General features: G+C 37.0%; 10 protein-coding genes and 1 other annotated feature. Of the genes, 1 reads left to right on the top strand and 9 read right to left on the bottom strand.

All coding sequences use genetic code 11. The annotated features are described in order from the left end of the window. Positions 1–156 precede the first annotated feature (156 nt). The 5 genes from msrA to IGI37_RS05175 form a co-directional block, all read right to left on the bottom strand. Complete coding sequence (msrA, locus tag IGI37_RS05195; RefSeq protein WP_438760379.1) at positions 157–669, bottom strand: peptide-methionine (S)-S-oxide reductase MsrA; 513 nt, start codon at positions 667–669, stop codon at positions 157–159. A gap of 32 nt (positions 670–701) precedes the next feature. Continuing rightward, a complete protein-coding gene (locus IGI37_RS05190) occupies positions 702–1514 on the bottom strand; it encodes a MetQ/NlpA family ABC transporter substrate-binding protein (protein ID WP_438760378.1) in 813 nt (270 codons plus the stop codon). Positions 1515–1585: 71 nt separating this feature from the next. Then, positions 1586–1817: a binding site (T-box leader), on the bottom strand. Between the two features lie 294 nt (positions 1818–2111). Continuing rightward, on the bottom strand, positions 2112–3398 hold the full coding sequence (locus IGI37_RS05185) for a serine hydrolase (protein WP_438760377.1): 1287 nt from the start codon (positions 3396–3398) through the stop codon (positions 2112–2114). 628 nt (positions 3399–4026) lie between these two features. Then, complete coding sequence (locus IGI37_RS05180; protein WP_438760376.1) at positions 4027–4803, bottom strand: VOC family protein; 777 nt, start codon at positions 4801–4803, stop codon at positions 4027–4029. A gap of 57 nt (positions 4804–4860) precedes the next feature. Continuing rightward, positions 4861–5400 carry a PadR family transcriptional regulator gene (locus IGI37_RS05175; protein WP_438760375.1) on the bottom strand — a complete coding sequence of 180 codons (540 nt, stop codon included), beginning with the start codon at positions 5398–5400 and terminating at the stop codon, positions 4861–4863. 595 nt (positions 5401–5995) lie between these two features. On the opposite strand from IGI37_RS05175, the gene IGI37_RS05170 reads away from it, so the two are divergent. After that, positions 5996–7117 (top strand): IS4 family transposase, encoded by a 1122-nt coding sequence (locus tag IGI37_RS05170; RefSeq protein WP_438760374.1) that lies wholly within the window; start codon positions 5996–5998, stop codon positions 7115–7117. Between the two features lie 161 nt (positions 7118–7278). Here IGI37_RS05170 and IGI37_RS05165 read toward each other — a convergent pair whose 3' ends face one another. From IGI37_RS05165 to IGI37_RS05150, 4 genes are all read right to left on the bottom strand, one after another. After that, positions 7279–7923, bottom strand: a complete 645-nt coding sequence (locus IGI37_RS05165) for an HAD family hydrolase (RefSeq protein WP_438760373.1) — start codon at positions 7921–7923, stop codon at positions 7279–7281. A gap of 9 nt (positions 7924–7932) precedes the next feature. Beyond that, positions 7933–10662 carry a sigma 54-interacting transcriptional regulator gene (locus tag IGI37_RS05160; RefSeq protein ID WP_438760372.1) on the bottom strand — a complete coding sequence of 910 codons (2730 nt, stop codon included), beginning with the start codon at positions 10660–10662 and terminating at the stop codon, positions 7933–7935. Positions 10663–10848: 186 nt separating this feature from the next. After that, complete coding sequence (locus tag IGI37_RS05155; protein ID WP_438760371.1) at positions 10849–11826, bottom strand: SIS domain-containing protein; 978 nt, start codon at positions 11824–11826, stop codon at positions 10849–10851. 89 nt (positions 11827–11915) lie between these two features. Then, a complete protein-coding gene (locus IGI37_RS05150) occupies positions 11916–12731 on the bottom strand; it encodes a PTS system mannose/fructose/sorbose family transporter subunit IID (RefSeq protein WP_438760369.1) in 816 nt (271 codons plus the stop codon). Positions 12732–12741 lie beyond the last annotated feature (10 nt).

The raw sequence follows: 12741 nt of genomic DNA, 5'->3' as shown, positions 1-12741 counted from the left end.
ATGGAGGCAATCTTGCTACTTTGGCTATAAAAAAAGGGCTAAGAAGCTTACTAAGAAAAGCTTTCTAGCACCTTCAGCAGACATACCCTCTTTAACGTTAGAAACAGCCTGCTTCACTTATAGAATTTTTTGGCACTACTTAAAACACAACCTTGGTTAAGCTTGCCACACTTGACCGATAAATTGTTTTCTTTGACTCGCATTTTTTTCATAATTGTCAGGATTTTTTTTGTAATATTCCTGATGATACTGCTCAGCTGGATAAAAGATTGTAGCAGGCTCAATTTGGGTCACAATTTTCTCCTTAAAAAGTCCACTACTCTGTAATCGTTGCTTACTCGCTTCTGCCATGTGCTTTTGTTCCTCATTAAAGTAGAAAATAACAGGGCGATAACTATCTCCTCTATCCTCAAATTGACCGAATGCATCAGTAGGATCCGTTTGTTGCCAATAAATCTCAACCAGCTCTTCAAATGAAATCACTGCTGGATCAAAGATAATCTCAATCGCCTCTGTGTGCCCCGTCTCTCCCGCTTTGACTTCCTCATAAGTCGGATTTTCTTTAAATCCACCTGTATACCCTGACAAAACGGAAAGAATCCCTGGCTGTGTATCAAACGGTTTAATCATGCACCAAAAACATCCCCCTGCAAAAATTGCTCGTTCCATCTCTTTATCCTTCTTCCTTTTTTCTGATTTGTTTAATTCACAGGGACAATCGAACCGCCCCATTTTTTCTCAATCCATGACTGGACAGAGTCTTCGTGCAAAATTTTCACTAACTCTTTAATCGCCTCGTTATCCTTGTCTTTAGCTTTTGTTGCCACAATATTAACATACGGCGAGTCTTCGTTTTCAATCATCAACGAATCTTTAACCGGGTTTAACCCTTTTTCATAGGCAAAATTGGAATTAATCGCCACCAAGTCACCTTCTTTGTTTTCATAGGCAGCCGTCAGTAACGTCGGATCCACACTGTGTTCAAACACCAACTCTTTCGGATTATCGACAATATCCTCGAAAGTCGCTTTATCAATCGCCAGTCCATCCTTTAAAGTCAGCAAGTCATTTTGAACGAAAATATTTAATACGCGTCCCCACTCAGATGGTACATTGGAAACAATCACCTTTGCCCCTTTAGGAATGTCCGCCACGTTTTTTATCTCGTGAGAATAGATTCCCATCGGCTCTAAGTGAATCGCCCCGATATTTTCAAAATCATACCCATTTTCCGCCTTTTGTAACTCGAAGTACGGAACAGTTGAAAAATAATTTGCCTGAATCTCTCCCTCATTCAATGCCTTATTCGGTAAGATATAGTCATCAAATTTAACAATCTCAAGGTCAATACCTTTTTTCTTCAATTCAGGTTTAATATGCTCCAAAATCTCCGCATGTGGGGTTGGTGAAGCACCAATCTTCAACTTGCTCTCCACTTTGTCATTCTTTGCACCACACGCTGCTACTACAAATAAGCAGCTTACTAATAATCCAAAAATCCCTAATTTTTTCATCCAATTACACCCTTTCCTTTTTATGACAGAAAAAAAATATCCATCCCTTTACCTACCAATCTTTTGATAGATAAAGGGACGAATATTTCCGTGTTACCACCCTCATTTATATTGCCTTTACAGGCAATACCTCAACAGTACAAACATACTTGGCAATATAACGGTTGCTTACCGTTTGGTTTGCGTGAACAAGACCAAATGCTCAGAGCTCATCTTCATAAACCTTCAATAATCCCTATTTTCACCAGACAAGGGTCTCTTTTATTATCAGCAGTTTACTACTCTTCTCTTCAAAGCATCATGTTTAATTAATGTTATTTTAATATAAGTTCTTTCTTTTTGCAACTTAATTTGATTTTTCCATCTAAATTCATTTTTCCCCCTCAAAAAGATTAGCCTACACCTACAAAAAGAGGCACCCAAAAGAACTAGCCAATTTGATACTCTTTTTAATAAACAGGGTACTCAAAAGAATAGAACAAAAAGCTGAAGATTGAACAGGCAACCATTCAATCTTCAACTATCAAATTTCTATCATCAGTCTCCTATGCCAAAGATGCATAAGCTCCTCAGACATCCTCGTTTAAAATCACTCATTTATTTCAGCTGCAACAAACATTGATCAATCGACTCCGCCAAATCAGAAATCGCCTGCTCACTATACTCTTCAGAATAGCCATTTGTCATAATCGTGACATAATACGGTCTGTCTGCTTCAACTAAAGCAATATCATTACTGACTGCGTACATCGGCATCCAGCCCGTTTTGTGAATCACATCCACAGCTGGGACGCCAATCGCCACACCATCATCAAAAGTACTTCTCTGTAACCAACCATACAACTTTTGGATATGAGCACTGCTGTCTTTATTTTCGAAGACATACTTCATATAGCTAGTTAACACTTTTGCGGTAGAGAAGAAACGATCATTTTGAGACTCAGCATTCATGGTTTTTAAAAAGGCCACAAAATTCTCTTCACCCAAATAAGCAAGTAATTTTAGGTAGGCGACATTATCACTATAACGAATCACAAGCTCCGCCAAACGTTCCAAAGAATACTTTGACCCCACTGGATCATACTGAATAATCCCTGTTCCTCCATAATAGTCACTTGCTTCATAGGTTAATTCTTCCGACAAATTGATTGCCCCTTGATCGGCTAGTGTCATCATATAGGTAATAAACGCTAACTTAATACTGCTAGCCGTCCGTCGCACAGCAGACTCCTGATACCCATAAGAAAGCGACTGGTCTGCTGTTTCTATGTAGATACTCAAATCACCACCGTTTTGATTGATAAATGTTTTGATTTTGTCATCCAAAAGGGCTGCAACTTCTTCTGAGCTTAGTGTAGGATTCTTTAAGGCCTCACGTTTCTCTTGGACCTCTGTTCGCAAAACCAAGGTCTCTTTTTCAATAAAGCCTTTATTATGCTCTGTCAGAACTTCTACCAGCTGGTCATTACCAGGAACCTCTTTGATTGTAATAATCGCGCCTTTTGGAATTTGTTCTTCACGAACGGTTTGCTTTTGATTATCTAAATAAATAGTTGTTTTCTGAGCCACGACATATTGTGTCTGCTCATCAGATTGCTCTTTTTTCTTTTCACTATCGTTTTTATTTTCTTTCTGTTTGTCCGACTCATTCTCAGTTTGGTTCTCTGATTCAGCATTCTTATCAGACCTCTCTGATTGACTCGTTGGTACTTCTTTTTTTGTTATCTGAACTGTTTCTTTCTTATCAGGTGTAGCTGTTGTCAATTTTTGATTCAAATAAAAAAATAGAAGTACCGAACAACCCATTAGAACCACTGCCAAACTGACAATCGCTCTCCTTCGCTGTCGTCTCTGCTTTTTCACTCCCTGTTGACGTCTTCCCATACATTCTCTCCCAACGAATCATTTTATCCTTATTTCTTTCATTATATAAAAAGAGTCTACCTATTGTAACCCCTTCACTAAATAAAGATTGTTTTTTATTCAACTCTCCTCTAGTCCCTCAATAAAAAAGTCGTAAACTAGAAATGAATCAACTAGCTGCATTAGAAGCCCACTGATTTTTAGCAAGCAAAAAAATTAATCTTTCTTTTTCTGCCCAAAAATTAGTGCATAATCATTACCTAGAAAATAAAGCTCTGTTATACTATGGTCAGCAGTAGTCAACTCCTTACCATGTTTTTGTTGATGATTTTGCAAATCTCTACTGCGATTCCTCTCTAACTGATTAGGGAGGTTATTTTATTGCAGTTAAATAGATGCTTATGATTCTGAGAATACTTTGGTTCTTATTTCAGAGGAGCTTGTCCGCGTTGATTTACCCGACTTATTCATCTACTCTCTCTAATTTATCTCTATATTCAGATAGTAACTAAACCCCACCCAATTCTAAATAGAGATGAGTGGGGTTGTTAACTAGATTGGATTCTTATGTAATTTAGCTCATTCATCGTGTACTTTAATTGAAAACCTCTATGTATTTTATGATAGCTATCTGTCTTTCCATGCCAATTTACTCACTAATTGGGGGGCTACTCGTAATTATCACATTTTCAATAATTAAGGGAGAGAGGACAATCTGCTGAGAAAATAATTGAACTTCGGTCTTTACTTCACTTGAAATACAGATAGACAGAGATTGACCTTTTTCTAGAGGAATGATTAGCTGCTTATCTTTCTCCTCTATACAGATAAATATCTTTTTGAGCCACTCCAGCTCATCCTCAGTAAAAGGACCATAATATGTAATCGATTTGATTCCTGTAATTCCTTGGTCTTGACTATTCGGTACCATTTGCGTGTGCATTCTTTTTTCTATTTTTTTATTATCCACCTGTTGAAAGCCTATTTGAAATGGACTCTTGCTAAAAAACGGCAGATAAGCATTGCGCCATTTAGCTGATAGTTTAATCAAGTTAAAAAATAATGGAATAGTTATCCGTTTAGACTCCGAAATCCCAAATTGACTCAGTTTCTCTGTTGTCTCCTCAATATTTTTAGTTTTTAGAAATAAGCCGATTAATCCGCGATGACCTGCATGATATTTCTCAACCCATTTGCTTATCCAACCACCTCCATCCTTAGTTTTGATATGGATAAATTCAAGATATTCCTCTCCCAGCCATAGATTAGACGCTTGAAAACCTCTTGTTCCTTTTCCCTTTTTTGGTAAATAAGGCAGCCCCTGGCTATTAACTTCCTCTATGAACTCTTGATTTTTTTGATAATATCCCTCTACATTGACTACCAAATGATCGATAGAATATGGATTTACTTTTAGTTTTTCCATTATTATTCCTCCAAAATATATTCAATATTGACTATTCACCCAAAAATAAAATCCGAACTATTCGGTTTTATTTTCAAGTGTATGAATCACACCCTTTATTAGTTCCTTTTGAATGTCGATTGATTTAATCATGTGTTCAACAACAAGAGAAGACAAAGTTGGAAGCTCAGCATCTATCGACTCAATTTTCATTTTAATGCCTTGTTTAATTTCAGCCGCTTCTTTATCCAACGTAATCAAATTCTTTTCGAGTTCGGCAATCGCTTGATCTTTACCAACTTGATGGATTACCCCAATCCCCGAGTACAAATCCCCAGCAAAATGAATCGGTGAAGATAAAGCTTCGATAACTAATTCACTTAATAATTTCGTCCCTTTTTTAGTGATTGTATATTCGGAACGCTGTCTTTTCCCTGTCATTTCAATATTCGCAATTTTTATACACTCGCTTAACTCTAATTTTTTTATCGCATGATAAATCGAACCCGGCAAAACATTTCCCCATCGTTTGGCATCTGTTTTTTCAAGAATCTGTTTGATCTCATAACCAGACATAGGACTTTGACTTAATAGTTCCAAAACTAATAACCGAATCATCTAAACACCTCCAATATATTCAACATTGAATATATTATCCTATAATATACGCTATTTTGTCAATACTCTTTTCCATTCGCCAGTTTTATACCTTTAGGCTGCGCAGTTTCTACTAAAAAATTGTTATCGGAATAGCAGATAAATCCAAAATAATAACTTTTCTCTATACCCACTGCGTTTTCGCAAAAAATACTACACTAGTACAAAAAAACACCCAATTCCTTGTCAGACAAAGAATTGGATGTTCAAATAATTAAGCTTCTTATGCTACTGGGTAGACAGATTTTATAGTTTCAAACACTTTCTATTTGTGTAGTATTCATTTATATAAAGCTATTTGACTACGAACTATTTCACATATTTTCACTAGATTATTCCCAATAGCATTCAATATGGCATTCAAAAATTCTTCATCTAACGTGGGGCGTTATACATATAAAAAAACTATTTCTATGTTTAATTTAATATTTTATTTCACTAGTGTTGCAAAGACTCCTCAACCTATCTAAAACTTGATATAAAGCTATCCAGACAAAAAAAATCCTTTATACTACTCTTGGATGACTTATCCAAGACCAATAAAAAGGACCACAACATGGATAAGTATAACTCAAAAACTTCATTTCAGAAATGGTTTTCTTCAATAAATTTGAATAATTTATCGGAAGAAGCCAAAAATTGGATGCAACAATTTAATTCTTACAGTAAAAAACTGGACTTCACGACCACAATTAAAGTTCTGTTACATGCCGTTTATGAAGAGCTTCCAAGCTTTCGCGAAATGGACAGATCCTTTATGGATCGAAGTCTTCGCCAAGAAATAGGCATAGATTCGCTGTGCTACAGTTCACTTTCTCGTAAAATTCCTGAAATCAGTCAAGAAGTTCTAATGGAGATCTTTGCGCAGTTGGCTCAGAAAGTGGCAAAAGAACGACCAAGTTCAAAAACAACTAGCCTTCAACTTGTTGATTCAACCACGATCCCGTTGAATAAGACGCGGTTTCCATGGGCAAATTTTCGGAAAACTAAAGCAGGTATCAAGCTTCATTTGAACCTCTGTTATCTGGACAAAACCAATCAATACCCAGAACATTTTGCGATTACTAATGCCGAAGAACATGACCGGAATCATTTCGAATGTTTAGTGGACAAAACAGAAGCGACCTATGTTGTGGATCGCGGCTATTTTGATTACAAACTGCTGGATCGCCTGCACAATGACGGTTATTTCTTTGTGACACGAACAAAATCCAATACGACGATTACAGTCTTAGAACAAATTGAACTCGTGAATCCAAAAACAACAGACGGTCAACTTATCAGTGATCAACACGTCATTTTAGGCGGCGGAAACAATCACGTCACCGAACGATTTCGTCTTGTGACCGTTTTGACGAAAGGTCAACGTCTCTTGCGAATCGTTACCAATCGTTTTGATATTTCGCCAAATGAAGTCGCCGACATGTATCAAGCACGTTGGCAAATTGAGCTGTTTTTCAAACATTTAAAACAGAATCTGGCAATCAAGCAACTTTACTCACGAAGCGAACAAGGTGCAATTAATCAAGTGATTCTCACCCTTATCGCGACGCTGTTAACCTATTTGGTAAAGATCGAATTGAATTCGGTAGCGACACTTTTCCAGTTAAAGCGCTCATTTCATTATCTACGTTTTGAGCCTGCAGAAATCTGGTTAGAGCGCCACAGACCCGGGTGATTTTGACTAAATACGTTGTCGACGCTTTTAGGATTCAGTTAAATACGACCAAAATTTTCTGGAAAAAAGTCATCCCTTGCGTAAGCATTCGACTTTTTTTAAAATTTTAGCGAAAGATAGTTTTCAGATTATTCTGACTATATTTGCGCAACACTAGTGAGTTATACTAAAAAAATATTCTGATTTTCTGTTAACGCACAAAGCTCCAGTAGATTGTCAATCTGCTTATCGGCTTCTCTTTGATCTAGTGGAAAAGCTTGCTTGAGAGCAACGGTATAGAGCCCTGCTGCTTTTGCCGCGGCTATGCCAAAAGTAGAATCCTCCACAGCTATATAACCTTCACAATTTAACGCTTTTTTGCTGCGGATATATATTTCAGGATCCGGCTTGCCCTCTTTGACTTCTTCCCCGCTGATAACAAAAGAAAAATAAGCACCTAATTCACATTTTTTTAACATTTCATCAATTTCATGTCGTGGAGAGGAAGACGCCAGCCCGATAAGAATATTGCGACTTGTTAAGTCCTTCAATACTTCAGGCACTTGTTCTCGAATCGCTTTAGTAAAGTCGATAGGATGCGCCTCTCGATACGCTGCATATTCCGGGTACAACTCCGCCCTTAGCATTTCATCATCTGGCACCAATGTCTCCCATAACTGTTGCTCTGTCTTACCCACATAATCCTCTAAACGAGTGGAACCTGGAGCTATATTTTTTTCACGAAAAAAAGCCATTCTCCGCTCAAAATAAAAATGCTCGCTATCAATCAATACTCCATCCATATCAAATATAACTGCCTTTTTCATTTTTTTCTCCTATTCCTTTACGATATCATTTAGCAACCGAAGTTCTAATAACGGCAAATCGATTGTATATTCCTTTTCAACTTCTTGAAACGCTTTATGAATCAATTCAATATTCTGTCCTTCTCTTTGAACATACTCTTCAATATCCTCTTGTTCATCAACGGTTTCCTTTCGAAGAATCCGTTCAATCATCGAACAACAATGCATGTATAAAAGAAATAGTTGATTATTCGAAAAATCAATTCCCATTAAAGCTTCCATCTCTTTTACAGCCCGTTGAACTAAAAGCAAGACCTTATTGGCATCTAAAATGGTCAAGTTTTCAACAATTTTATTAATTGAAAAGTTAAAGATCAGCCGACTTTTTAGAACTTGAGGATCCAGATCAACTTGCGCATGCAACAAGTCCGCAAACTCTTCTACAGCCTCCCCATTAATTAATTTGTCTAAACTGATATACGGTACTTGATGAATCTTGGGGCTTTCTGTTCCAACAATCATCAACACATCATATAACTGAAAAGGCGCTTCATAGAGCTTGTTTTGTAATAACTTCTTGTAATCATACGGTAAAATAACCAATTCCTTAGCAGACTCTCCCAGACATTTCAAAAGAATCTCTTGAATCTGAGTCGCACTTCCAAGCCCTGTATAACAACAGGTGATAATTGCTTTTTTCTTATTGATTTCTGGAATAATCAACTGTTTCTGAATCCTTTTTTCTACCGAGATCGCTTCGTAAATTTCGGTAATACTATGGCCACTAACAATATGATGGCCGACTTCTAATACAAGAGGTGTGCTGACATTATCAATAATCACCATAGGACTTTGAATATGTTTGGCCAGCCGTTCACCCAATTGGTTAAACGAACCCATGTCCACCAACAAAATCAATCCTGCATCTGTACGGTACTCATTAATGTAGCGAATAATTTGGGATTCGACCTTCTCCAAAGTAATATTAATCGGCATGTCATACGCCTGAAAGACGTTTTTTTCTAGCATCCTATTTACAACATTAGCTAAACTACTTGCAGTTGAATACCCATGGGCTAACACGATACTCTTAACTTCGCTAGGTAAGTCGTTAATGTGCAAACTATAGAAATAAAATGCGACAAACACGATGTCCTCTTCAAACAATTCTTGATCCAATTGTTGCGATAAATGAGAAAGTAATTTTTTGGCATACCAATACGTATTCTCTAACGTTGCATTGAGAAACTCAAGCAGTGCCACTTTTTGTTCCGTCCATTCATAATGACTTCCTAGAATATCCTTGTTATCCTTCAAATACAGATAACTTGCCAAAGAAACTGCTCGATGTCCATCTTGTTCAAAACCATAATTTTCATACATAATATCAATCGTTTGACGGATATGGTAAGTCAATACGGAATAAAAAGACTCCTCTTTTTTGTAAGTCTCTTGAAACATGAATTCATCCATTATTTGAGTTACTCGATTAGCCATCGCCTCAATAAAACTTGTTGGAGAAGAAGCTTGGTGCTGTACCTTTTTGAACTCTGCCAACATCTCCCAAAAAAATTCTTTCAATAGTTGAATCTGTTTACTTTCCAAATAAATTTGTTGGGGTGTATTTGGCAAATACCGTCGATCAGGGAGCTTCTTTTTAGGTTTGCTAAACTGTTCTTTAAACTTAAGACTAAATTCTAAAGGTAAATCTCTCAGTCTCACTTGAATGACTTCTTTGTCTTTCTGATGGACATAAGCGCTTCCACAAGCATATTTAATAATGTTTTTTATCTTTCCCACATTGCCTTCTAAGTCACTATTCAACAAAAAATCAATCAGATGAGAGGAAACCTGTAGTTCTTTTTCCAAGATATTACTCTCGGCAATATAAAAAGAATCAATCAAACTCAAACGCTCTGATTGTGGACGATGCTGGAACTTAGGCAAATTGACTATCACAGGCAATCTACGTAAAAAAGTTGGCAAGAATGTTGCGTAGACATTTTCTGTCGTTGCAAAAATCAGTCGAACATCTGCACGCCTTCGAATACTCGTATCCCCCATAGGCGAAAATTCTCCAGTATCCATGAAGGTAAATAATTTTTCTTGGCCTTCCTCACTTAATCGATGGACCTCATCTAAAAAAAGGATCCCCCCATGAGCCTTTTCAATCAATCCATAGTGTGTCTGGTCAGCCCCCGTAAAGGCTCCTTTAGTGTGACCAAACAAAGCCGAAGAGAGTAGCTCCGGATTATTGTAGTATTGGGCACAATTATAGGAAATAAATGGTGCCTCACCACTAATTACTTGTTCTTCTATTGCATACTGATGGATACGTTCAGCTAGAAAGGTTTTCCCTGAACCACTCATTCCCATTAAAAGAATCGGTAAGCCATTGTGAGGATAAAGCACGGCCGTTTTAATTTGGTCAATAGCTTCCTTCAAACTTCCATTAGCACCAATAATTTCAGCTAAAGCATGGTTCTGCCCTTCGGATAACAGTTCATCTAATGACAAATATTCTTGCTTACTTAAAGTGAATTTGGCTGCTAGTAAGGCTTTCTTATGTAAAAATAAGACCGGATAACTCTTGATTTTGACTAATTCACCTTCTCGGACAGCTTGATTTAAATAACTGCTAACCGTACTGCGCGTTAATTGTAGAGCTTCGCCGATTTCATGCGCAGAAAGACGGTGCTTTGATTCATTACTAAGATTAATCGTCCATTCATATAAGTATTCATCCAATTCCTTTTTCATCCTTCTCACCCACTTTTCATCGTTTTTACGTACCTCTACATATAATGTAAAACATTTTATCTATAAATGGCAGTCTTTTTGCCAAAAAAGAGCTAAATCCGTTCACCTAGCTCATAAAATATCATAAAGTTCGAAAAAACTAAGACCACTGCCCCAGTTTTTTCGAAACTCTTAATTCAAATCAAATTAGTAAGAAAGTTTCCACATATAACGACGTTTTGTTAGCGGATGCTCTCTGCTATAAGATAACTCTTCTGCGTATACACGGAAGACTGCTGTAATCACAAATGGATTGAAGTAATCAACCACTGATTCATCTACATGTGCAGATAATCCATAATCTAACGCATCGACTACCTCTGTTTTCGCATCAAAACGATCTAAGAATGCTAAGGCACGAGAATCAATGCTACGCGTTTTTCCATCATTCATCAATAAGATAAATGGCACATCTTTGTCGACAATTTCAAAAGGGCCGTGGAAAAATTCCCCTGCATGGAAAGTGCCAGAATTAATCCATTGCATTTCCATCATCAAACAAATTGAGCTAGAGTAAGCCACTTCATGAGTTGCCCCACTACTCATTACATAAACAACCTTTTCATCTTTGAAGCGTTGAGCAAACTGTTTAGCTGCTTTACGTGCAGATTCTGCACTCTCTTGAGAAAGTTTATAAATCACATCAAAGCCCGCCATCATTTGTTCATAATGTTCATAACCTTCTACTTGATTTAATAGCTCCACAGCTAATTGTAGACAATAACCTGTCTTTTCTAACTTCGTCGCATAGTTTTCAGCAAAACCATGATAAATAACATAATCTGCATCTTTTGTTAACGCTGAATCAACAACTCGTGTTAAACTAATAACTGTAGCACCTTTATCTTTTGCAACGGCATTTGCTTCGACTGTTTCTGGAGTCGTACCTCCAAGAGACGCCGAGATAACTACTGCATTTTCGTTAACTGAATTAGGTGTTGCAAAGTTAAATTCGTTGGCTGTGTAGTGGCTGATTCGTAACTGGTTTGCGTTTTGATCTAAAAAGTATTTCGCTGGATAAAGATCTGCTTTTGATGCTCCACAGCCTACGAAAATGATATGTTTTACGTCTTTCTTTGCTACGATTTCTTTTACAATCTCTTTTGGTCCCATTGTTGAATTCATTCTTCCAATTCCTCCTGAGTTTTTCCAATTTTTTTATTTAGAGAAACAAATCACCTTTATAAAAAGCTAATCTATTTTCAACTAACACATTAAACAAAAATCCCTAAAGCACTTAACACTAACCCACCGACAATACAGATTAATAACATAATGCTAGTATTCACTTTCTTTTGTAATAGCCAATACATGAACATGGTCAATCCAAGTGGTAGCATTTGCGGCATAATTGTATCAAGTACATCTTGTAAGACAAATGTCTCGCCAAATTTGAGTGGTGTGGTAATCCCAATCATACTAGCAATCATCGCTCCAATAACCATTAATCCAATGATAGAACAAACATACATCACACGATCCATCAGTCCGCCTTCATAAAGTTTAGTTAAATATTTATTTCCCATATTATAGCCAAACTTACCTCCATAATATGTAACTAAAAAAGACGGAACAAACGAGATAATCATCGCCAAAATCGGTCCCAAAATACTTCCCTGTTGGGCTAGATTGATTCCCAATCCGAAAGCTAAAACCCGAACCGTTCCTTGGAAGAAGGAATCCCCTATTCCAGACAATGGGCCCATCAATGAAGTTTTCACCGAGCTAATTGTTTCAGGGTTAAAACCTTCTTGATCTTCATAATACTGTTCTTCCATTGAAGCAGTTAGTCCTAAGACAAAAGCACTTGTTTGAGGCGTACAATTGTAATACAACATATGACGGTTATACGCTTCTTTTTTCAACTCTTCGTCTTTCGGGTCACTATAAATTCGGTCCAGCGTTGGCGCAATACCATATAAGAAACCCATGTTCATTGCACGTTCATAATTCCAAGAATCTTGAATTGCCCATGAACGCCAGAAAAATTGCCAATATTTTAAGTTATTCGAATCTTTTCCTTGTGTCATTTTGTAGTCC

It is taken from the genome of Enterococcus sp. AZ194, assembly GCF_051713825.1.
GTDB lineage: Bacteria > Bacillota > Bacilli > Lactobacillales > Enterococcaceae > Enterococcus_K.
Note: the sequence above shows the minus strand (reverse complement) of the source record. Positions and strands in the feature narration are given on the sequence as shown.

Bases quoted from the DNA above. Each gene is read 5' to 3' on its own strand.
- msrA (WP_438760379.1), bottom strand. From the start codon at position 669: ATGGAACGAGCAATTTTTGCAGGGGGATGTTTTTGGTGCATGATTAAA.
- IGI37_RS05190 (WP_438760378.1), bottom strand. From the start codon at position 1,514: ATGAAAAAATTAGGGATTTTTGGATTATTAGTAAGCTGCTTATTTGTA.
- IGI37_RS05185 (WP_438760377.1), bottom strand. From the start codon at position 3,398: ATGGGAAGACGTCAACAGGGAGTGAAAAAGCAGAGACGACAGCGAAGG.
- IGI37_RS05180 (WP_438760376.1), bottom strand. From the start codon at position 4,803: ATGGAAAAACTAAAAGTAAATCCATATTCTATCGATCATTTGGTAGTC.
- IGI37_RS05175 (WP_438760375.1), bottom strand. From the start codon at position 5,400: ATGATTCGGTTATTAGTTTTGGAACTATTAAGTCAAAGTCCTATGTCT.
- IGI37_RS05170 (WP_438760374.1), top strand. From the start codon at position 5,996: ATGGATAAGTATAACTCAAAAACTTCATTTCAGAAATGGTTTTCTTCA.
- IGI37_RS05165 (WP_438760373.1), bottom strand. From the start codon at position 7,923: ATGAAAAAGGCAGTTATATTTGATATGGATGGAGTATTGATTGATAGC.
- IGI37_RS05160 (WP_438760372.1), bottom strand. From the start codon at position 10,662: ATGAAAAAGGAATTGGATGAATACTTATATGAATGGACGATTAATCTT.
- IGI37_RS05155 (WP_438760371.1), bottom strand. From the start codon at position 11,826: ATGAATTCAACAATGGGACCAAAAGAGATTGTAAAAGAAATCGTAGCA.
- IGI37_RS05150 (WP_438760369.1), bottom strand. From the start codon at position 12,731: ATGACACAAGGAAAAGATTCGAATAACTTAAAATATTGGCAATTTTTC.